We start from the raw sequence: 21,068 nt of genomic DNA, 5'->3' as shown, positions 1-21,068 counted from the left end.
GGCAGGCCCGCCGCGACGCGCTGCCCGCGCTGGCCAAGCTCAAGCCCACCTGCGTGCTTGAAGACGCCACCGTGCCCCGTTCCCAGATTCCGAACATGATCGCCGCGCTGGAAGACATCAGCAAGAAGTACGACCTGACCATCGGCACCTTCGGTCACGCCGGTGACGGAAACCTGCACCCGACCATCCTCACCGACAAGCGTGACAAGAAGGAATGGGAGCGCGTGGAAGAAGCCATCGACGAAATCTTCGAGCGCGCGCTCGCCATGGGCGGAACCCTGTCCGGCGAACACGGCATCGGAATGGCCAAGTCCAAGTTCATGATCAACGAGACCTCCAAGGGCACCCTTGATTACGCTCGTCGCATGAAGTCCGTGCTCGACCCGAAGGGCATCCTGAATCCCGGCAAGATCATCGGGTAGGGGGCATACAATGGCAGACATTCATAAGTTAGCTGAAATGCTCAAGGAGCTGGATGACCAGCTCGTCAACTGCATGCGCTGTGGCATGTGCCAGGCGGTGTGCCCGCTCTTCGCGCAGACCGGTCGTGAATACGACGTGGCTCGCGGAAAGCTGGCACTGCTCGACGGCCTTGCCTCGGAAATGATCAACGACCCGGACGGCGTGAACGAGCGCCTGAACCGCTGTCTGCTGTGCGGCACCTGTGCCGCCAACTGTCCCAGCGGCGTCAAGGTCTCGGACATCTTCCTGAAGGCCAGGGCGATCATGACCGGATACCTCGGTCTGTCCCCCGTGAAGAAGGCCATCTTCAAGGGTATGCTGTCCAACCCCAAACTGTTCAACTCCCTCCTGAACATGGGCGCGAAGTTCCAGGGCCTGTTCACCAAGCAGGCCGACGAGCTGCTCGGCAGCTCCTGCGCCCGGTTCAATGCGCCGGTCATCGGTGACCGCCACTTCAAGGGACTGGCCAAGAAGCCCCTGCACAAGACCGTGCCGGAAATGGAGTCCGCTCCGCGTGGCGATGCGCCCCGTGTTGCCGTGTTCCCCGGCTGTGTCGTGGACAAGATCTTCCCGCAGGTTGGCGAGGCCACCCTCAAGGCGCTCAATCACCACGGCTGTGGCGTGTACATGCCCAAGGGCCAGGCATGCTGTGGCATTCCGGCGCTGTCCTCCGGCGACACCGACACCTTCGACAAGCTGGTGAAGGCCAACGTGGACATCTTCAAGGAGGGTGAGTTCGATTATCTGGTGACCCCCTGTGCGACCTGCACGGCCACCATCAAGGAACTCTGGCCGTCCATGTACGGCGGCTATGCCGGCGACAAGTTCGACATTCAGAAGATTGCCGACCGGACCATGGACATCAGCCAGTTCCTCGTGGATGTCATGGGTGTGGAAGCGTCCGAGGTGACCGGCAAGAGCGTCACCTACCACGACCCCTGTCACCTGCGTAACTCTCTCGGCGTTACTTCTCAGCCCCGCACCTTGCTCAACGCCTCCAAAGGGTGCAGTCTCAAAGAGATGCCCGAAGCGGCCTCTTGTTGCGGATGCGGCGGCAGTTTCAACCTCAACCATTACGAGCTGTCCAAGAAAATCGGGAACCGCAAGGCCGACAACATCGTCGCATCGGGCGCCGGCGAAGTGGCCACTAGCTGCCCTGCATGCATGCTGCAGATCACTGATATGCTCTCCCGCCGCGAGGCAGGAGTGCACGTCAGCCATGTGATCGAGCTGTACGCTGACGGGCTGCCCCGATAACCAACAGCCAAGGTACTGACTCAATGTCCAAGAACCTATACGTCACCGCCACCGAGGAACGAAGCGGCAAGTCCGCAATCGTGCTGGGCGTCATGCAGATGCTTCTGCGCAACGTCCGGAAACCCGCCATTTTCCGTCCGGTCATCAATGACTGGCCGGAAGGCGTTCAGGATCACGACATCAATCTGATCCTGAGCGAATTCAATCTGGAAGTGCCTTACGAGGACACCTACGCCTACACCCTGAGTGAAGCGCGCGAGCTCATCAACAACGGCCAGCAGGCCCTGATGCTCGAAAACATCCTCAACAAGTACAAGAAGCTCGAAGCCGAGTACGACTTCGTGCTGTGCGAAGGCACCGACTTCCAGGGCAAGGACCCGGCGTTCGAATTCGACACCAACGCCGAGATCGCCGCCAACATCGGCGCACCGGTCCTCGTGGTATCCTCGGGCCGCAAGAAGGATGCTGACGAAGTCGTCGGCATCACCCAGTCCACCATCGACGCTCTGGAAGAAAAGGGCCTCGACGTGGTCTGCACGGTGGTCAACCGCGCTCAGGTGGACGACCCGTCCGCCGTGGCCGAGCGCATCACCTGCGGCGTGCGATGCGAACAGCCCCTGCTGGTCTACGTGGTGCCCGAGGACGAATCCCTCGGCAACCCGTCCATCAACGACGTGAGCTCCTGGCTTGATGCCAAGGTGCTCTACGGTCACGGACGGCTCGACACCCTCGTGGACAACTACCTCATCGCGGCGATGCATATAGGGAACTTCCTGAACTACATCGACGAGGGCAGCCTGATCATCACTCCTGGCGACCGCTCGGACATCATCCTGTCCAGCCTCGCTTCCAGGCTGTCCTCGTCGTACCCCGATATCGCCGGTATCGTGCTTACCGGCGGCCTGCAGCCGTCCTCCAGCGTCCATCGCCTCATCGAAGGCTGGACCGGCGTACCGCTGCCCGTGCTTTCCGTTGAAGGGCACACCTATCAGGTCACCCAGAAGCTCGGCGAGCTCTACGGCCGCATCGAGCCGGGCGACGTGAAGAAGATATCCTCGGCACTCGGCGCATTCGACTCTCACGTCAACGTCGCCGAACTGCGCGAGCGCGTTATCTCCAGACAGTCCTCCAAGGTTACGCCCAAGATGTTTGAGTACGGTCTGGTGGAGAAGGCTTCCTCCAACCGTCAGCGCATCGTCCTGCCCGAAGGTTCCGGCGAGCGCGTCCTGCGTGCCACCGACATTCTGCTGCGCCGCGGCGTGGCGGACATGATCCTGCTGGGCAATGTGGACGAGATTCGCACCAAGGCATCCGACTTCGGCGTGAACATCGACGGTGCCGAGATCATCGATCCGGTGAACTCCGACGCCTTCCAGGGCTACATGGACACCTACATCGAGCTCAGGAAGCACAAGGGTATTCACGAAGACGTGGCTCGTGACCGCATGGCCGACCCGACCTATTACGGCACCATGATGGTCTACAAGGGCGTTGCCGACGGCATGGTCTCCGGCTCGGTGAATACCACCGCCCACACCATCCGTCCCGCGTTCGAATTCGTGAAGACCAAGCCGGGCGCGTCCATTGTGTCCAGCGTGTTCCTCATGTGCCTGAAGGACCGTGTTCTGGTCTTCGGCGACTGCGCCGTGAACCCGAACCCCACGGCACAGCAGCTTGCGGAAATCGCGCTTTCCTCCGCGGAAACCGCCCGCATCTTCGGTATCGATCCCAAGGTGGCCATGCTCAGCTACTCCACCGGTGCTTCCGGCTCCGGCGCTGACGTGGAAAAGGTGCTCGAAGCCACGGAAATCGCCAAGGGCCTTATCGTGGAGCGCGGCCTGAACCTCCCGCTCGAAGGACCGCTTCAGTACGACGCGGCCATCGACCCGGAAGTGGCCCGCACCAAGATGCCCGACAGCAGCGTGGCCGGACAGGCCAGCGTGTTTGTGTTCCCCGACCTCAACGCGGGCAACAACACCTACAAGGCTGTCCAGCGCGCCGCAGGTGCCGTGGCCATCGGCCCGGTCCTGCAGGGTCTGAACAAGCCCGTCAATGACCTGTCCCGCGGCTGCACCGTCGCCGATATCGTGAACACCGTCGCCATCACCGCCGTTCAGGCGCAGGCAGAAAAGGGAAACTAAGATAATGAAAACGCTCGTCATAAATTCCGGAAGCTCTTCCATCAAATACCAGCTGTTCAACATGGAGGACGAGTCTGTCCTGTGTTCCGGTGTGGTCGAACGCATCGGTGAGGAAGAGGGTGTCCTGACCCACAAGATCAACCCTGACTCCGATAACGCCGAAAAGGTCGTGGTCAAGGAATACATCGCCGACCACACCGCTGGCATGAGCCTGTTCATCGACCTCATCTGCGGCGGCGAGAAGGGCGTGTGCAAGGACAAGTCCGAGATCGGCGCGGTTGGACACCGCGTGGTTCACGGCGGTGAGGAATTCCATCAGCCGATCCTCATCAACGACGCCGTCATCAAGGGCATCGAAAAGATGGTCCCGCTGGCGCCGCTGCACAACCCGGCCAACCTTGACGGCATTACCGTCGCCCGCGAACTCTTCGCCGACGTGCCGCATGTGGCCGTGTTCGACACCGCCTACCATCAGTCCATCCCCGAGCATGCGTACATGTACGCGCTGCCGTACTCCCTGTACGAGGAGATGCGCGTGCGCCGTTACGGTTTCCACGGCACTTCCCACCGCTTTGTGGCCAAGGAGACCGCGGCCCTGATCGGCAAGAAGCCCGAAGAGGCCAACATCATCACGGTGCACCTCGGAAACGGCTGTTCCATGACCGCCACCAAGAACGGCAAGGCCGTAGACACCTCCATGGGCCTGACCCCGCTGGAAGGTCTCGTCATGGGCACCCGCTCCGGCGATCTGGACCCCGCGCTGCACGCCTTCCTGGGCCGCAACAAGGGCATGGGCCTCGAAGAAGTGGACACCCTGCTGAACAAGGAATCCGGACTGAAGGGCATGTGCGGCATGAACGACATGCGCGACATCCACGCGGCAGTGGAGAAGGGCGACAAGCGCGCTGAAATGGCCCTTGCCGTCCAGACCTACCGCAACAAGAAATATATTGGCTCCTACATGGCCGTGCTTGGCCGTGTGGACGCTATCGTCTTTACCGCCGGGATTGGGGAGAACGACGCCATCGTTCGCCAGAAGTCTCTCGAAGGGCTGGAGCCCCTCGGAGTGGAGATTGACGAGAAGGCAAACGATGCCCGCGCTTCCGAGCCCATGAAGATCAGCACTGACGCTAGCCGCGTGCAGGTCTGGGTCGTCCCGACTAACGAGGAACTGGCCATTGCGCGCGACACGCTCGCCGTGGTCGGTGAATAAACTTGGGAGAGGAGCATGACCAAGAATATCGACAAGGAAATGGTGGACCTTTTCCGCACCAAGGCCGAGCTGGTTTCAGCCACGGTCGCCGAGGTCGCGGACATGGACGCCGCCCTGCAGTACGCTGTTGAGCTTTGCGACAGCAAGGAAGCCTGCCAGCTGCTGCTTTCTGGCTGTGAAGAGAACCTTTCCGGTGGAGCGGAGGCTCTCTGTGAGACCATAGCCCAGAAAACGATTTGTGCCCCGGAACTGCCCAAGAAGCAGTTCGACCAGCTCAAGAAGCTGTCCGACGACAAAGGGTTCAACTGTATCGCCAAGGGCATGCGTGAGAACCTCGGCGGCATCGACATCGGGTTTACCCGCGTGAATCTCGGTATCGCCGAAACCGGTTCGCTGGTGCTGAACTCCTGCAAGGAAGAAGTTCGCATCGCCACCATGCTGGCCGAGATTCATGTCGCCGTGCTCAAGAAGTCCGACATCATGGCCGACGCCTTTGCCGTTTCCGACTACCTGAAGAAGGAAATGGGCAAGGAAGCCGACTACCACGCGTTCATCACCGGTGCCAGCCGTACGGCAGACATCGAGCGCGTGCTGGCCCTTGGCGTCCACGGTCCGCTTGAACTTCATATCCTGCTCCTGGAGGGTTAGATCATGCAGAACGCCAAAGATCTCAAGGAATACCGCGAGGAGCTCAAGGAATCGTTGGACAATGAGTTCCTGCGCACGACGCTTGACAACTTCGCCGTGGCCTACAAGGCCGGGCGCGCCAACGCCTTCAAGGACTTCGACCTTCCGCAGCTGATCGACGACGTCGCCTGTGCCAAGGACGCCGCCGCATCGCGGATCGAGGAACTCTACGAAGAGTTCAAGAAGACCGCCGAAGCCGCCGGTGCCCACGTGCATCTGGCCAAGGACGCGGACGAAGCCAACCGCATCATCGCGGACATCGCCAAGAAGTCCGACTGCAAGACGGTGGTCAAGTCCAAGTCCATGACTGCCGAGGAAACGCTGCTGAACCATCTCCTCGAAGACGAGGGGCTGGAAGTGACGGAAACCGACCTCGGTGAATGGATCATCCAGCTGCGTCACGAAGGCCCGACCCACATGGTCATGCCCGCCATCCACCTTTCCCGTCATCAGGTGAAGGACCTCTTCTCTCAGGTGACCGGCAAGGAACAGCAGTCCGACATTGATAAACTCGTCAAGGTCGCCCGCCGCGAGCTTCGCCGCAAGTACGTCGAAGCCGACATGGGCGTCACCGGCGCCAACTTCGCCATCGCCGAGACCGGCTCCATCGGCCTCGTCACCAACGAAGGCAACGCCCGCCTCGTCAGCACCCTGCCGCGCGTCCACGTCGCCCTCATGGGACTGGACAAGCTGGTGCCGAGCCTTGACGACGCGCTGAAGATCCTCAAGGTTCTGCCGCGCAACGCCACCGGTCAGGCAATCACCTCCTACGTGACCTGGATCACCGGTCGCAACGAGTGTGCCTCCGCCGAGGACGGCAAGAAGGAAATGCACTTCGTATTCCTTGACAACGGCCGTCTGGAAATGGCCAAGGATCCGGTCTTCGGTGAGGTCCTGCGCTGCGTGCGCTGCGGTGCCTGCGCCAACGTCTGTCCCGTCTACCGCCTCGTGGGCGGCCACAAGATGGGGCACATCTACATCGGCGCCATCGGCCTCATCCTGACCTACTTCTTCCACGGGAAGGAAAAGGCCAAGAACCTCGTCCAGAACTGCATCAACTGCGAAGCCTGCAAGGACATCTGCGCGGGCGGCATTGATCTGCCGGGCCTCATCAAGGAAATCCATGCCCGGATTCAGGACGAAGACGGCCACGCGCTGCCGAGCATCCTGCTGGGCAAGGTCATGAAGAACCGCAAGCTCTTCCACGGCCTGCTCAAGGCTGCCAAGTTCGCCCGCCCGGCCGTTGCCGACGGCGAAGGCTACCTGCGGCACCTGCCCATGATGTTCGCCAAGGATCAGGCTTCCGTGCGCTGCCTTCCGTGGCCGACCACTCCTTCCGCGACCGTTGGGAAGAGGTCAAGCCGCGCGTGAGCGCTCCGAAGCACAAGGTCGCGCTGTTCTCCGGCTGCGTTCAGGACTTCGTCTACCCCGAGCAGATGGAAGCCTGTGCCAAGCTGCTGGGCGATCACGGCGTTGCCGCCGAGTTCCCCATGGATCAGTCCTGCTGCGGCCTGCCGCTCATGATGATGGGTGAGAAGAAGACCGCTCAGGATGTTGCCATCCAGAACATGCGCGCCTTCGAGAACACCGACTGTGAATACATCATCACCATGTGCGCCTCCTGTGCCGCGCACCTGAAGCACAACTACAAGAAGCTTGTCGAAAAGAACCCGCGCCTTTCCGCGCAGGCTAACGCCTTTGCCGACAAGATCATCGACTTCAGCTCCTTTGCCAACGACGTGCTGGGCGTCGAGGCCGGAGAGTTCTCCGGTTCCGGCGAGAAGGCCACCTACCACGCTCCCTGCCACCTCTGCCGTGGTCTGGACGTGCACGAGGCCCCGCGCCAGCTCATCGAAAAGGCCGGGCTGGAATACGTTGAATGCAACGAGGAAGAAGTCTGCTGCGGCTTCGGCGGAACCTTCTCCATGAAGTTCCCCGAACTCTCTTCCGAACTGCTCAAGAAGAAGCTCGACAATGTCGAGGCAACCGGAGCCGGCGTCCTGCTGACCGACTGCCCGGGTTGCATCATGCAGCTTCGCGGCGGCCTGAAGCAGCGTGGTTCCAAGGTCCGCGTACGCCACGTGGCCGAGGCGCTTGCCGACGCCAAGAAGAAGTAGCGGACATAAACCATAGAGACACCAGGCCCGTACGGTTGGACCGCAATCCCTCGAAGCAACGCCACGCTTCCTCCGATTGGGCCTGTGTCGGGCTCCCCGCCCCCCCGCGGGGAGCCCACTATAAATTTCCTTATGTCTGGTCGGACGGAGATGGGTTTCAGTGGCTGGGACACAATGTAACGCTGAGACAGAAAATGGGGGAGTTATGGGGACTGGTATGAAACTCGGGGGGGCGTATGCCCTCGGCTGCACCGCCGTTGCCGCGGCAGGAGCGGCATTGACAACGGATTACAGTGCACTTGGTGCGGTACTCGGAGGATTCCTTCTGCTGACTGCAGGAGCGGCCTTTGCCGCAAGAAAGCTGTATGCCGTCCCTGCGGCCGAGCTCAAGGAGTGGGCCGTTAAGATTTCCGAAGGCGACCTCGATGCACGGCATGGTCTCAAGCCGGAGGCCCTTGACGGTCTGGCCGGAACCATGGACGCAGTGCAAGAGAAGCTTCGCGGGACCACCGGATATCTGCATGCAGTGCTCAACGGGTTGCCGTTGCCCTGTGCCACCGTGGACCCGGACCAACACATCACGTTCCTGAACCATGAGTGTTTGCAGATGATGGCGCTGGACCGCGACCCCAAGGAGTATTACGGCCGCAATCTTTCTCAGGTCTTTTACAAGGACGACCGCGAAGCGCTCATCAAGTGGTGCATGGACAACAACAGGAAGCGCCACAACATCGACGCCGTGTTCAAGGCCGATGACGGTCGTGACGTCCCGGTTCTGGCCAACCTGAGCCCGCTGGATGATCTGGACGGTCAGGTGGTCGGCGGCATGTGCCTGTACCTGGACATGACCGAGCTGAAAGAGCGCGAGGCGCAGATCACGCACCAGAACGAATGTCTGGGCAAGGCCGCCTTTGAAGCGCATGAAATTTCGGACCGTTTGGCCGCAGCGGCGCAGCAGCTTTCCCGGGCTGTTGCCAGCGCCCGCGAGGGTGCGGCTGAACAGCAGGCCCGTACCTCCGAAACCGCTACGGCGATGGAGGAAATGAACGCCACGGTGGGCGAGGTGGCGCAGCATGCCCATGCTGCGGCCGAATTCGCGACGCGGCTATGAGTGAGGCCAGGAGCGGATCAGGCATAGTGGCCGAGGTTGTCTCGTCCATTCACGAAGTCCAGTCCGATGCCGAATCCCTCAAGCAGTCCATGGTCTCCCTCGGCTCACAGGCCGAGGACATCGGCAAGGTCCTTGAAGTTATTGAGGACATTGCCGACCAGACCAACCTGCTGGCCCTTAACGCCGCCATCGAGGCGGCTCGTGCAGGCGAGGCCGGACGCGGCTTCGCAGTTGTCGCCGACGAGGTGCGCAAGCTGGCTGAAAAGACCATGCAGGCCACCAAGGAAGTCGGCGAGGCGATCACCGCCATCCAGAGCGGTGCGCAGCAGAACGTTAGCGCCACGGAACGGGCCGTTGGTTCCGTTCAAAAGAGCACGGGACTTGCGACCGAGTCCGGGCAGGCGCTGGATCGAATCGTTGCCGAGTGTGAGCAAACTTCCGACCGGGTGCGCAGTATTGCCACAGCGGCGGAACAGCAATCCGCGGCAAGCGAGGAGATCAACCGGGCGACGCTTGAAGTAAGCAGTGTCGCCGACAGTGTGGATGCGGAGATGGAGCAAGCCGCATCATCCGTGGACGAGTTGGCGGAACTGGCTTCCGCCCTTGTTGGACTGATTAACGAAATGAAGACCGAAGAGCCGCGCTAGAAGCGGACGGGAGAATATGACCATGACCAAAGCTATCAGACCCTGCCCCATGATGAAGGGTGACCCCTGCTGCCTGGCAGCCAAGGACGCCGACGGCATCGCGGCCGGTGAAACCGGAGCCTGCGGCAACCCCGCGGTTATCCTGAGCGACGCTCGCAAGAGCCGCTCCGCCGCCAAGGGCCGCTGCCCCTTCATGGGCGAGTAGAACGTATCGGGCCGGGGGTGCCCGCATCCCCGGTCCTTTACTCGGAAGAAGCAGGACATACTATAGTAACAATCGACCGCCGACCGCGGTGGGTCGAACAGGTGGCCGGGACCGCCGGGGACGGCGGACCCGATTCGGATGTGGGGGCTGGTGCAGTAGCACCGGTCGTGACGGGAGGAAACTCCCGCAGGTAGACTCGGCAATCGCTAACCTTAGGAGCAGGAAAAGTGATCAGGCACGTCGTCATGTGGAAACTGAAGGAAGAGGCTGAAGGCGCGGACGCGAAAACGAACGCAGCCAAGATGAAGGAAATGCTTGAGGCGTTGGAAGGCCGTATCGACGGTCTGCTCAACCTGAAGGTTTCCACGGACGTCTTCCTCTCGGCACCCGAGACCGACGTGGTTCTCTTTTCCGAACACGAAAGCCGCGAAGCGCTGGACGCCTATCAGGTGCACCCGCTGCACGTGGCCTGCGTGACTTCGTCAAGAAGGTGGTCAGCGAGCGCCGGGTGGTGGACTGCGAACTGTAGCGCCTTTAAGGCCTGCGTTTTGCATGTTCCCCCCACGTTCAATGCCAAACGTTTCCCTTCGGGGAGGCGCAAGGAGGACCGTTATGACCTTACGGTACGATCAGGACAGGCGGCGGATCATTTGCCGCTGGGAGGAACCGACCCGCATTGTCATCGACAAGCGCGAGGGTACCATCAAGCGTTCCCGCTCGATCAGCGTCAAGGTGAGCGAGACAGGGAAACTGAACTCCAAGGATTCGGCGCGTCACTCGGACCATCCGATGTACCGCCACATCTCGAACTTCAACAGCAAACTCAACAAGATGAACTTCTTCCCGCTCAAGCACGAAGGCTACAGATGCAGCGTGTGCGGGAGTGAGCACAACGTCAATCCGCATTTTGACGTGAGCGGCCAGAACATCATCTGGCTTTGCCGTGCCCACCAGAGGTCATCGCCGAAAATAGACGCATAGCAATGGCATGCATGTCACATGAACAAGGCCCTTCCGGATGCTCCGGGAGGGCCTTGTTCGTATGGAGGAGTAAGGTATGGGGGTGTTCATGTAGTCTTTAGCAATCCCGATGCCAAAAGGGTTTTTGTTGTACATCAAGGGATTTTTCGATCTGTCGGCTGTGCAAGAATCGCAAAAATGGTAAAATGGCTCTGTTTTTTGGGGCGGTAATGACGAAAATGAAAAGCGCAAAAAATACTTTCCCAATGACTGAGGTCATGTAATCTGGAGATGCGTGGAAAAAGCGCCAAGCGTATGGAGGAAGCGTGTCCGCAGCAGATCAGAAACGCGACGTGGCCGACGAGCTGCTTTTCGCCGATGAGGAAGAACTCATCGAGGGACTCAGGGCCCCGCATCCATGGAAGGTGCTCATTGTCGATGACGAGAATGAAGTGCATCAGGCCACACGGCTGGTGCTGTCCGATTTCGAGTTCAACGGCCGGAGACTGGAGTTTCTGAGCGCCTACACCGGTGCAGAGGCCAAGGAACTCATGGATGAACACGAAGACACCGCGCTCATCCTGCTCGACGTGGTCATGGAGGATCCGCAGGCCGGGCTCGAAGTGGCCCGCTACGTCCGTCATGAGGCGGAGAATCGGCTGGTGCGCATAATTCTGCGAACAGGCCAGCCGGGGCAGGCTCCGGAGCGCGAAGTCATCACCGAATACGACATCAACGACTACAAGCAGAAGACCGAGCTGACCTCGACCAAGCTGTTCACCACCGTGACCACGGCGATTCGCTCCTACCGCGATCTGCTTGCCGTTGACGAGGCCCGTCAGGCCATGAACCTGCTGGCCATGTCCGTAGCACACCAGATCAGAAACCGTACGATCGCCATTGCCGGGTTCGCCAACCTGCTCAAGCGCAGTGAAGCCATACAGAACGGGCACCGAGAATATCTTGAATCCATTGTCGAGGAGTCCGGTCGGCTGGAAAATGTCGTTGGTGCGGTAAATGCTTATTCAGCGTGCGGTCCTGCCAATTTTGAACATGTGGATTTGCTGCCCATGGTAGAGGTCGCCCTGAAACGCTTTGAAAGCAAGTGTGAGGAGCGCGGGGTGGACATACAGTTGAAGACGACCGTAGAGCCGGTGACGGTCAAGGCCGACTCCATCATGTTCGCCATGGCGCTGGATGCCATGCTTGACAATGTCGTGGACTTTTCTGGCGGCGGTGAGGTTGAGGTGGTTATGGCTTCGGATAGCGGCGGCGTGACTGTGGAGGTGCTGGACCGTGGGCCCGGCATCGCGGAAAACCATCTTCCACACGTGTTTGATCCGCTTTTTTCCACCAAGCCCGACGGCGTCGGAATGGGCCTGTGCATGGTTCGCAAGGTGGCGCTGGAGCATGGCTGGGACGTTGAGTTCGCCAACCGTCCGCGTGGCGGGTTGCGTGTCGGCTTCGTCATGCCGCATCCCGAGGAGGACTGATGTCCGGTTCCGATGAGCTGCTTTTTTCCGATGATGAAATTCCTTTCTGCCAGCAAGACCCGGCTGCCGAGAAGCGTCCGTGGAAGGTGCTCATTATGGACGATGAGGACGAGGTCCACCGCGCCACACGGCTGGTACTGTCCGATTTCGAGTTCGAGGGCCGCGGGGTCGAATTTCTTTCCGCCTACAGCGGCGCGGAGGGATTGGACGTTTTGCGGGACAACCCCGACACCGCCATCATTTTGCTCGATGTGGTCATGGAAAGCTCCGAAGCGGGACTGCACGTTATCCACGCAGTGCGAAAGGAGATCGGCAACAAGTTGGTCAGAATCATACTTCGGACCGGCCAGCCGGGGCAGGCGCCCGAGCATGAGGTCATCACGGAATACGACATCAACGACTACAAGGAAAAATCCGAGCTGACCTCCCAGAAGCTCTATACCTCCATGATCTCCGCGCTTCGATGCTATCGCGATATGCTGACGCTTGAACGACATCGCCACGGACTGAGGCAGATAATCGAGGCCTCCTCGGACCTCTTTGGCGTCCGTTCCATCCGCCAACTCGCCATGGGCGTTCTGAACCAGCTCTCGGGAACGCTCGGCATGAGCGGTGACGCTGTCTTTCTGCAGGCCTTTCATGACGGGGTGCGCTATTCCTGCCGCGTTATGGCCGGGATTGGCCGGTTCGAGACCTGCAGCTGCATTGATGATGAACAGTCGAACTGCCTTGACGCCATGGTGGGCGAACTGGTGGATGAGGCCATAGAGGCCGGGCACAGTCTCGTGAGGGAAAGCTATTACGTGGGGGTGTTTCCGGGCAAGAATCGGGACCTGAACCTGCTGTATCTTGAAGGCAGCGGCTGCTGCGAAAACCAGCAGAATGAAGAGCTTATCACCGTTTTTTCTCAGAACGTCTCGGTGGCCGTGGACAACGTCCACCTGAACCGAGAGCTTATCGACACCAAACGCGAGGTGGTGCAGCGCCTTGGCGAGGCGTTGGAGCGCAGGGAGAGCAGCCACGGCAGTCATGCCCGGCGCGTTTCCGAAATGGCCGGGACGCTGTGCCGTCTGGCCGGCTGCTCCGACGATGACGTGGAGCGCATCATGCTTGCCGCTGCCATGCATGACGTTGGAAACGTCGGTGTTTCGGATACCATTCTCAAGAAAAACGCGCCGTTGGATGAGGCGGAGCAGGAGCTGATGCGGATGCACCCCGTCATCGGCCATGACCTGCTTGGCGGTTCGTCCCGAAAGCTGTTGGGTGATGCCGCTACCGTGGCCCTGCAGCATCACGAGCGGTGGGACGGCTCAGGGTATCCGCAAGGGCTCAAGGGGAGCGATATCCACCCGTGGGCGCGAATGGTTGCCATTTGCGATGTTTTCGACTCGGTGCTCCACGACCGTCCGTACGCGCCCGCGTGGACCATGGAAGAGGCCGTGAAGCATCTCGTGGATAACCGTGGAATCCTTTTCGACCCCAATTATGTCGACCTGCTGGTCGTCAACCTCGGAGACTTCCAGTTCATTCAGGAAGCCTATCCGGACGAGTGATCACTCGTCACCGGCCGCATCGTCAGGTCGGAACTCAAGAATATCTCCCGGCTGGCAGTTCAGGTGTTCGCAGATGGCGTTCAGCGTCGTGAAGCGCACGGCCTTGGCCTTGCCGCGCTTGAGTATTGAGAGGTTCTGTTGCGTGATGCCCACCGCTTCCGCCAGCTCTTTGGAGCTGACCTTCCGCTTTGCCAGCATCACGTCCAGATTGATGACTATGCCCATGATTACACCGTGAGGGTCTGCTCGTCCTGAATCTTGCGGCCTTCATCCATAATGCGGGATACAATGAGGATCATCATGCCGACCACCACCGTCGTGATGTTGGTGTCGTTGATTCCGATGGAAATGAACCGCTCGCCCGCAGGGTTGTTCATGGACAAAAGCACTGTCTGCAAGGCCTGCTCGGGAATCCGCAGTGCCTGCGAAAAGATCAGCCCCCAGGCGATGGCGCGGTAACAGGCAACGTTGGCGCTGCTGAAGATGGTCCCTCGGGAATAGAGGCCAAAGAGCTTCGAAAGGGCGTGATACACATACATGACCGCCGCGCCGGGGATCATCGACACCCCGAAGCAGGCCAGTCGCTGCCAGATTTCAACATCCTGATACTGTCCGCCTTCAAGCGACTCGTAAAAGAAATCAATGCTGAACATGCTGTTGGACGCCTGAACCTCCATCAGCATCCACAATGTGAGGATGGCGGCGGGGTAGAGGTAAAACAGGACTCGGAAGAACAGGGAAAACACTCTGCTGGGCCGGGAAATCGTATCCATAAATACAATCCTTTGCTGTTGCGTTTGGTTCGTTAAACAGCAAAGAATGATTGTTTGTCAATCATTTTTTGTTGAAAAGAGAGGCGGCATGCGTGTGCCGCCTCATCCTGTCTCTTCGTTCATGAGAAAGATCAAGCGGTTGCGTCAGGTGGTTTTTCTCCAGCCGGTGCATCGCCTGTTCAGCAAATCCAGAACCGTGTCCCGCAGTCGGTTCGCCTGCGTCTGCATACGCGTAGGTTGCCCGGACAACAGGTTTTTGCAGGTTCAGAATACGCCCGAGGTCCGCGGGCGTGCCCATGACCACGGCGTCGCACTCGCAGGCGTTGATGGTCGCTTCAAGGTCTGCGATCTGGGCTTTGCCGTAGCCCATGGCCGGAAGCACCGGGCCGAGATGCGGGTACTCGGCAAACACGTTCTTAATGGATCCGGCGGCGTGAGGGCGGGGGTCCACGCGTTCGGCGGCACCGGCATTGCGAGCTGCCACCGAGCCTGCGCCGAAGGTCATTTCGCCGTGCGTGAGCGTGGGGCCGTCTTCCACCACGAGGACACGTCTGCCCCGAACGGCTTTCGGGTCGTCCAGAACCACCGGGGATGCGGCCATGACCACCGTTGCGTCCGGGGCGTGCGAGCCGATACTGCGGCGAACGGTCTCAATGCCTTCGGGACCGGCGGTGTCGGTCTTGGCGATGACCGCCACGTCGGCCATGAACAGGTTGGTCTCGCCCGGATAGTAACGCAGCTCGTGGCCGGGACGGTGCGGGTCCAGCAGCGTGACGTGAATGTCCGGACGGAAGAACGGCGTGTCGTTGTTGCCGCCGTCCCACAGGATCACGTCCGCCTCGCTCTCTGCCTCGCGCAGAATCACTTCATAGTCGGCACCTGCCCAGACCGTGACGCCCATGTCCACCAGCGGTTCGTATTCTTCCCGCTCTTCAATGGTGCAGTGATGACGGACGAAGTCCTCATGCGTGTCGAATCGCTGCACCTTTTGCGCGGCAAGGTCGCCGTAGGGCATGGGATGGCGCACAACGCCCACGCGAACGCCATCGTCCATGAGGAAGCGGCATATTTCGCGCGTTGTCTGCGACTTTCCGCAGCCCGTTCGTACGGCGCACACGGCAATCACGGGCCTGCGCGATTCGAGCATTGTCCGTTTCGCCGCAGGAAGCAGGAAGTCCGCTCCCTGCGCCTGAACCATGCTGGCGCAGTGCATGACGTGTTCGTGGGTGACGTCCGAGTAGGCGAAGAGAACCGCGTCCGCCTCGTGCTCCCGGATGAGTTCCGGCAGCTCCGATTCCGTGGCGATGGGTATTCCGTCAGGGTACCCTGTGCCAGCCAGTTCCGGGGGATAGGTCCTGCCGGAAATGCCGTTGATCTGGGTTGCGGTAAAGGCGACCACCTTGGTGTCGGGGCGACCTCTGTAGAGGGTGTTGAAGTTGTGAAAGTCCCGTCCAGCCGCGCCCATGATGATGATTCGTCGCGCCATTGGTGGCTCCGTGTTTCGTGATTGCACTCGATGGGGAACAGTTTTTTCACGATACTGGAATACAGTTGTCATTGGAAGGGGGGCGTCTGGTTCCTCTCTACTTGTGAGGGGCTTTGGATAGTGTTACACGCTTGATATGGGCAAAATGGGACGATTCTCTTTCGCATTACTCATGGCGACCGTACTTTGTGCCGGTATGTTCACCACGCCGTCGCCTGCGGCGGATACAGTGCTGCTTTCCACGCTTGAATGGCCCCCGTACAGCAGTCAGGAATTGCCGGGGGGCGGTGCGAGCGTTGTCGTGGCACGAAAGGCGTTCGCCGCTGTGGGGCTCAATCTTGAAGTGCAGTTCTTTCCCTGGAAGCGCGCGGTTGATACCGGTCTCAAGGGTGACGGTTTTTTTGGATATATGCCCGAGTATAAGGCAGAGCGCCTTGTTCCCATCTGCCACATGTCGAACATCATGGGCGACAGTCCTCTCGGCATCATCCAGCGTAAGGACAAACCTCTTGCATGGAAAAGACTGGAGGATTTGGCCCGCCATACCCTCGGCGTGGTGGCCGGATATGTGAACACCGAGGAGTTCGACGCCCTGATGAACTCAGGGCGGCTCGACATCAGGCCCGTGGCTGATGACCTGACCAACATCCGCAAGGTTCAGGGCGGCCGCATCGACGGGGCGGTCATGGATGAGAACGTCTTCGACTATCTTATGAACCGTGACCCGTATCTCAGGGAAAATCCGGGGAATGTGGAGTTCAACCAGAATATACTGGAGCTCAAGGGACTCTTCATTTGTTTCAGGAGCACAAAAGAAGGCGCGCGCCTGCGGGACCTCTTCAACAAGGGACTCTCAACGTTCGACTACAAGGACGTTCAGGATTCCTACATCCGTCTCGTGCTCGGCAACCCCGAGTAATCTTTCAGGAATCCTTGAAGTAGGGGCTGAGCTTGGCGTCGGTCCCCATGATGTGCGTCACCAGCCATTCTCGCAGAAATGCGAAGATTTCCTCCGGTGTCACCTCTTCGCCGTCAGCGGTAAGGGACAGCAGTTGATCGATGAATAGCTGGTGTTCTGCCTTGTGGGCTTCCAGATCGGGGTAGTCCACTCCCTTCATGAGGTATTCTTCCGCAGTGAAGTGCTCCATGGCGTAATCGCGCATGCGTTCCAGCAGGCGGGCGCATTCCTTGCGTGAATCCGGCCATGACGTGGCTTCGTAGGCTTTGTTGATCATGTTCACGAGCGTTTTGTGCTGTTCGTCGATTCCCTTAATCCCTATTGAAAGACGGTCAGTCCATTCCAGAAGTGGCATGTCGGCTCCCGTTGGCTACGATGAAGGTTCAGTGCCAGTATGCCATGAATCCGGCATCATGACCAGTTACCAGTCCAGCGGAACCAGCGGTGTTGCCGAATCCGTCACGCCGCCGGTCAGGATGTGTTCGGCCAGGCGCCGGAGGTCTTCGGCCAGATAGCGGTCCGATTCGACCGTGGGGAAAAGCCCTTTTTCCGCGATGTCATCCATGACCTTTTCACTGACCGGACTCAGCGTTTTCTGGTGGTCGGAGAGCGGGTGCTCGCGGATGACCGCCGCGTCGAAACGGACATCCCGGCCCGAACCGTTCATGCGTTCCTTGAGGTCGGCCAGTTCGTCCTCGACCCATTCAGGAAGGTCCACTTCGGTTGGGATGGCGTCCAGCCGCTTGCGGACTGCCACGGCTGAAGAATATAGGCCAGCTCCACGGCCAGAACGGACGCGGCTTCGGGCAGCGTTCGGTACAGCCGCACAGCCAGCGTGGTGCCCATGCTTACGTGGTCTTCCTGCCCGGAGTTGGTGGAGATGTTGAAAAGGTGGCTGGGCATGGCCTTGCCCCATATGTCGTTGGTGAGCGACGCCGACGTGTATTCGAGCATCATCATCCCGCTGGAGACCGCCCGTTCCCCGGCGCTCAGGCCGGGCCACTTGAGGTCGCGCCCCAGCCCCTTGTTTCGGGCCGGGTCCACAAAGCGCACCGAGCGGGTATGCGAAAGGCTGGTCATGATGGAGAGCGCCTGCATCAGGTTGTAGGCCTGCACGGCCACGGGCATGCCGTGAAAATGTCCGCCGGAGACGATGTCGGTGTATTCGCCGTTTTCGTTAGGCAGCATTATGGGGTTGTCGGTGGCGCTGTTTATTTCCACCAGCAGCGCGGCCTCGGCCTGCGAGACGAGGTCGTGGCAGGTGCCGAGCACCTGCGCGGCGCAGCGGATGTTGTAGGGGTCCTGCACCTGCCCGTCCACCTTGAAGTCCTTGTGGGAGTTGCGGATGGGCGAATCCTGCATGAGCCGCCATATCCAGTCGGCCACACGCACCGCGCCGGGGTGCGGGCGCACGGCGTGGAAATCCGGACGAAAATACGTGTCGGGCGCGAGCATGACCTGCGCCGTGAGCGAGGTGTTCACTGCCGCAGCGCGCAGCAGGTCCTTGAGCCGCTGACAGGCCAGCACCGAGAGGGCGGCCATGAACTGCACGCCGTTGTTGAGGGCAAGCCCTTCCTTCATTTCCAGCAGAACGGGCTGTATCCCTCCGTCCTGCATGGCTTTTGCCGCATGGACGGTCTCGCCGTTCACGCGCACGTCCCCTTCGCCCATCACGGCCATGGCGATGTGCGAGAGCGGTGCGAGGTCGCCGGACGCGCCAACGGAACCGAGCTCCGGCACCAAGGGGATGACGTCGGCGTTGAGCATTGCCGTCAGGGTTTCCACCAGAACCGGCCTGATGCCGCTGTTCCCGCGCGAGAGCGAGGCGGCGCGCAGCAGCATGGCGGCGCGCACCACTTCGTCCGGGGCGTGGTCGCCCTGTCCCACGGCGTGGGAGAGGATCAGGTTGCGCTGCAGGTCTTCAAGGTGCCGGGCGTCCACGGCGAGGTCCACGTTGTGGCCGAAGCCCCGGTTGAACCCGTAGGCCGGAACGTTCTGCGAAGAGACGAACCGCTCTACCTGCGCGCGTCGTTCTGCCAGCATGTCGATGGTCTCGGGCGCGACCTGCACCCTGACTTTCTGCTGTGCCACGGCCGCGACCTGTTCCAGCGTGAGTTCCGTTCTATGGTCGATGACGACGGTCATGCGTGCTCCGTTACGAGAGCCTGAACAGCCACGCCAGCATTACCCGCGCGGCAAGCCGCACGGTGCGCCCGTCGATGTCCAGGTCGGGATTGGTTTCGGTTATTTCGAAAATGCGGGCGTCATGCCTGCGGGCGTGGGCGGCGAACTCCATGACCTCCCATGCTGTCAGGCCAAGCGGGCTTGGTGCGCTGACGCCGGGAGCGTCTGATGCGCGAATGGCGTCCATGTCCAGCCCGGCGAAGAAGGGTCGTTTTTCCAGCACCGGGAAGAGTGTTTCAAGAAAGTTTCGCCAGCCGTGGCGTCGAATTGTGGTGATGGTGCAGATGCGAACGCCCATCTCGCGAGCTTCCTTGAGGTAGGTGGGGGAATTTGCGTGCTGCTGGATGGCGACTTCGTGAAACCGCTCGGGATTGAGGTGTCCGTCTTCGATGAGCTGGCGGTAGGGCGTGCCGGAAGTGGCTTCACCCGCGTGGCGCATGTCCAGATGCGCGTCCACGTTCACCGCGTTGACGGTGCCCTCGGCTTTGGCCAGCGCGCGAACATCGGGGTAGGAAATGTCGTTTCCGCCGCCGAGGACCAGCACCTTCTTGCCGTCCTCGATCATTTTTCGCACCACGCGGTAATGCCGCTCGTGGGTGGTCTCCAGCTCGCCGAGGGTGTCGATGTCGCCCATGTCGCAGAGCTTGACCCCGTCAAGGTCACCCGGCGGCTTGTAGCGGTAGAACTGCTCGCGGATGGCCTGCGGGGCCTTGGCCGCGCCCACGCGACCGCAGTTGCGACGCACGCCGTGGTCCTGCGGGCAGCCGATGATGACGTGGGTGGCGTCAGCGTATCCCTCGCGCCCGAAGGTGGTCACGTCCTTTACGAATACGTCGTGCGGATCGTGGCAGTTGAAGTTGATTTCCAGCGGCTTGAGAATCTTCAGCGGATCATCGTTGCTCATGGACCTTTCCTCCCTTGATGACTGCCGTGACGTGGCGTTCACCATAGAAGTATACCAGTTCCTCGTATTTGTCCGCATCCAGCACGGCCATGTCGGCGCGCATGCCTTCGGCGATGCAGCCCCGGTCCGTCAGACGCAGGGCCGCGGCCCCGCCCCGTGTCGCCATGATGAGGCTTCTGCGGTGCTCACTCCCGTCTTCATGCACAGGAGCGACATCATCAGCGGCAGGTTCATGGTCATGTTGGAGCCGGGGTTGAAGTCGGTGGCCACGGCCACGGCGCAGCCGCGTCGATGAGCGCCCGTGCAGGAACGTAGGGGATATCCAGAAAGAGTGAGACGCCCGGCAGAGCCACGCAGACGATATCGGTGTCCGCCATCATGGCCGCGTCTTCGGGGCGCATGGCCTCCAGATGATCCACGGAGACTGCCCCCAGCTCCACCGCCGCCTCAAGGCAGCCGATGGAGTGGAACTGGTCCGCGTGCATTTTGGGTAGCATGCCGTTTTCGCGTGCAGCCTCCAGCAGCGAGACGGATTCCCCGGGCGAGAAGTACCCCTGCTCGCAGAACACGTCGCAAAATCGCGCGAGCTTGGCCGCCTCGGGCAGCAAGTCATGCATGGACGCAAGGTAATCGGCCTTGTTCATGCCCTTGGGCACCGCGTGCGCGCCGAGAAAGGTAGGCACGAGGTCCACGGGATGCTCGGCGTCCAGTTCGCGGATGACCTCAAGCATCTTGAGTTCGCTTTCGGGCGTGAGGCCGTACCCGGATTTGGCTTCCAGCGTGGTCACGCCATGGGAGAGGGCGCGGTCAAGCGTTTTCGCGCCTGCTGCTTGAGTTCGTCCTTGCTCGCCTGCTGCGTGGCGGCCACGGTGCGGGCGATGCCGCCCCCCCGAAGCCGCGATCTCCTCGTAGCTCGC

Annotated in this window: 21 protein-coding genes and 2 pseudogenes; 14 read left to right on the top strand and 9 right to left on the bottom strand. The window is 60.6% G+C overall.

Annotation, left to right across the window (positions count from 1 at the left end; genetic code table 11):
- The 13 genes and pseudogenes from JCM12178_RS12605 to JCM12178_RS12545 all read left to right on the top strand — a co-directional run.
- On the top strand, positions 1–422 hold a 422-nt coding region (locus JCM12178_RS12605; RefSeq protein WP_284690216.1), incomplete at its 5' end, for an FAD-linked oxidase C-terminal domain-containing protein.
- Positions 423–432: 10 nt separating this feature from the next.
- The gene (locus tag JCM12178_RS12600; protein WP_054651864.1) at positions 433–1,719 is read left to right on the top strand and encodes a (Fe-S)-binding protein; all 1,287 of its coding nucleotides are present in this window, start codon (positions 433–435) and stop codon (positions 1,717–1,719) included.
- Between the two features lie 23 nt (positions 1,720–1,742).
- Entirely contained in the window at positions 1,743–3,860 is a 2,118-nt protein-coding gene (pta, locus tag JCM12178_RS12595; RefSeq protein WP_054651863.1) for a phosphate acetyltransferase, read from the top strand.
- 4 nt (positions 3,861–3,864) lie between these two features.
- Positions 3,865–5,073 (top strand): acetate kinase, encoded by a 1,209-nt coding sequence (locus JCM12178_RS12590; protein WP_054651862.1) that lies wholly within the window; start codon positions 3,865–3,867, stop codon positions 5,071–5,073.
- Positions 5,074–5,088: 15 nt separating this feature from the next.
- The gene (locus tag JCM12178_RS12585; RefSeq protein ID WP_054651861.1) at positions 5,089–5,721 is read left to right on the top strand and encodes a LutC/YkgG family protein; all 633 of its coding nucleotides are present in this window, start codon (positions 5,089–5,091) and stop codon (positions 5,719–5,721) included.
- A gap of 3 nt (positions 5,722–5,724) precedes the next feature.
- Positions 5,725–7,877: pseudogene (gene ldhH / locus JCM12178_RS12580) on the top strand (L-lactate dehydrogenase (quinone) large subunit LdhH).
- Between the two features lie 217 nt (positions 7,878–8,094).
- On the top strand, positions 8,095–8,988 hold the full coding sequence (locus JCM12178_RS12575) for a PAS domain-containing protein (protein WP_054651860.1): 894 nt from the start codon (positions 8,095–8,097) through the stop codon (positions 8,986–8,988).
- Positions 8,985–9,635 carry a methyl-accepting chemotaxis protein gene (locus JCM12178_RS12570; RefSeq protein ID WP_083465928.1) on the top strand — a complete coding sequence of 217 codons (651 nt, stop codon included), beginning with the start codon at positions 8,985–8,987 and terminating at the stop codon, positions 9,633–9,635. Before JCM12178_RS12575 ends, JCM12178_RS12570 begins: the two co-directional genes overlap by 4 nt.
- A gap of 22 nt (positions 9,636–9,657) precedes the next feature.
- The gene (locus JCM12178_RS12565) at positions 9,658–9,840 is read left to right on the top strand and encodes a hypothetical protein (protein ID WP_157054909.1); all 183 of its coding nucleotides are present in this window, start codon (positions 9,658–9,660) and stop codon (positions 9,838–9,840) included.
- Positions 9,841–10,085: 245 nt separating this feature from the next.
- Positions 10,086–10,262 (top strand): annotated as a pseudogene (locus JCM12178_RS21030) (Dabb family protein); the annotation flags it as partial.
- A 190-nt stretch (positions 10,263–10,452) separates the two neighbouring features.
- Positions 10,453–10,821 (top strand): hypothetical protein, encoded by a 369-nt coding sequence (locus JCM12178_RS12555; protein ID WP_054651856.1) that lies wholly within the window; start codon positions 10,453–10,455, stop codon positions 10,819–10,821.
- Between the two features lie 305 nt (positions 10,822–11,126).
- On the top strand, positions 11,127–12,293 hold the full coding sequence (locus JCM12178_RS21025) for an ATP-binding response regulator (protein ID WP_054651855.1): 1,167 nt from the start codon (positions 11,127–11,129) through the stop codon (positions 12,291–12,293).
- On the top strand, positions 12,293–13,846 hold the full coding sequence (locus JCM12178_RS12545; RefSeq protein WP_054651854.1) for a DUF3369 domain-containing protein: 1,554 nt from the start codon (positions 12,293–12,295) through the stop codon (positions 13,844–13,846). The genes JCM12178_RS21025 and JCM12178_RS12545 overlap by 1 nt, the downstream gene beginning before the upstream one ends.
- Here JCM12178_RS12545 and JCM12178_RS12540 read toward each other — a convergent pair whose 3' ends face one another.
- The 3 genes from JCM12178_RS12540 to JCM12178_RS12530 form a co-directional block, all read right to left on the bottom strand.
- Positions 13,847–14,071, bottom strand: a complete 225-nt coding sequence (locus JCM12178_RS12540) for a helix-turn-helix domain-containing protein (protein WP_054651853.1) — start codon at positions 14,069–14,071, stop codon at positions 13,847–13,849.
- A gap of 2 nt (positions 14,072–14,073) precedes the next feature.
- Complete coding sequence (locus JCM12178_RS12535; protein WP_054651852.1) at positions 14,074–14,619, bottom strand: DUF2975 domain-containing protein; 546 nt, start codon at positions 14,617–14,619, stop codon at positions 14,074–14,076.
- Between the two features lie 61 nt (positions 14,620–14,680).
- Positions 14,681–16,105: a cyclic 2,3-diphosphoglycerate synthase gene (locus JCM12178_RS12530; RefSeq protein ID WP_174888043.1), complete on the bottom strand. Its 1,425-nt coding sequence runs from the start codon at positions 16,103–16,105 to the stop codon at positions 14,681–14,683.
- 172 nt (positions 16,106–16,277) lie between these two features.
- Between JCM12178_RS12530 and JCM12178_RS12525 the strand changes: the two genes are divergently transcribed.
- Positions 16,278–17,024 carry a substrate-binding periplasmic protein gene (locus tag JCM12178_RS12525; RefSeq protein ID WP_172677129.1) on the top strand — a complete coding sequence of 249 codons (747 nt, stop codon included), beginning with the start codon at positions 16,278–16,280 and terminating at the stop codon, positions 17,022–17,024.
- Between the two features lie 4 nt (positions 17,025–17,028).
- Here JCM12178_RS12525 and JCM12178_RS12520 read toward each other — a convergent pair whose 3' ends face one another.
- The 6 genes from JCM12178_RS12520 to JCM12178_RS18740 form a co-directional block, all read right to left on the bottom strand.
- Entirely contained in the window at positions 17,029–17,418 is a 390-nt protein-coding gene (locus JCM12178_RS12520; RefSeq protein WP_054651850.1) for a bacteriohemerythrin, read from the bottom strand.
- 66 nt (positions 17,419–17,484) lie between these two features.
- The gene (locus JCM12178_RS12515) at positions 17,485–17,781 is read right to left on the bottom strand and encodes a hypothetical protein (RefSeq protein WP_157054908.1); all 297 of its coding nucleotides are present in this window, start codon (positions 17,779–17,781) and stop codon (positions 17,485–17,487) included.
- Positions 17,727–19,208 (bottom strand): HAL/PAL/TAL family ammonia-lyase, encoded by a 1,482-nt coding sequence (locus JCM12178_RS12510; protein WP_054651848.1) that lies wholly within the window; start codon positions 19,206–19,208, stop codon positions 17,727–17,729. Before JCM12178_RS12510 ends, JCM12178_RS12515 begins: the two co-directional genes overlap by 55 nt.
- Positions 19,209–19,218: 10 nt before the next feature.
- Entirely contained in the window at positions 19,219–20,151 is a 933-nt protein-coding gene (locus tag JCM12178_RS12505; RefSeq protein WP_054651847.1) for a formimidoylglutamase, read from the bottom strand.
- Positions 20,138–20,317 carry an amidohydrolase family protein gene (locus tag JCM12178_RS18745; protein WP_054651845.1) on the bottom strand — a complete coding sequence of 60 codons (180 nt, stop codon included), beginning with the start codon at positions 20,315–20,317 and terminating at the stop codon, positions 20,138–20,140. The genes JCM12178_RS12505 and JCM12178_RS18745 overlap by 14 nt, the downstream gene beginning before the upstream one ends.
- Positions 20,318–20,387: 70 nt before the next feature.
- A partial coding sequence (locus JCM12178_RS18740) for an amidohydrolase family protein (RefSeq protein ID WP_500799076.1) occupies positions 20,388–21,068 on the bottom strand: 681 nt, incomplete at its 5' end.

Origin of the sequence: Salidesulfovibrio brasiliensis JCM 12178, assembly GCF_001311825.1 — a bacterium.
In the GTDB taxonomy this organism is placed as follows: Bacteria; Desulfobacterota; Desulfovibrionia; order Desulfovibrionales; family Desulfovibrionaceae; genus Pseudodesulfovibrio; species Pseudodesulfovibrio brasiliensis.
Note: the sequence above shows the minus strand (reverse complement) of the source record. Positions and strands in the feature narration are given on the sequence as shown.